The 323-nt window shown below is 66.3% G+C and carries 1 protein-coding gene; it reads left to right on the forward strand.

The window, feature by feature from the left end:
* A partial coding sequence (locus M8J71_RS23185) for an HNH endonuclease signature motif containing protein (protein WP_256250219.1) occupies positions 1 to 323 on the forward strand: 323 nt, incomplete at both ends.

Below are 323 nucleotides of genomic sequence, written 5' to 3' on the forward strand. Positions count from 1 at the left end.
GCCTGCGACGCCGACATCATCCCCGCCCTCCTCGGCACCCACGGCGAAATCCTGGACCTCGGCCGCAAAACCCGGCTCTTCACCCCCGCCCAACGCCAAGCCCTCACCGCCCGCGACCAAGGCTGCACCTTCCCCAACTGCACCATCCCCGCCCCCTGGTGCGAAGCCCACCACATCACCTACTGGTCCCGCGGCGGCCCCACCAACACAGACAACGGCGCCCTCCTCTGCTCCGGCCACCACCACCTCATCCACAAAGAACAATGGACCATCACCACCATCAACAACACCCCCTGGTACACACCCCCAAAACACCTCGACCC

The sequence above is a fragment of the Pseudarthrobacter sp. R1 genome, from assembly GCF_024494415.1.
Classification (GTDB): domain Bacteria; phylum Actinomycetota; class Actinomycetes; order Actinomycetales; family Micrococcaceae; genus Arthrobacter.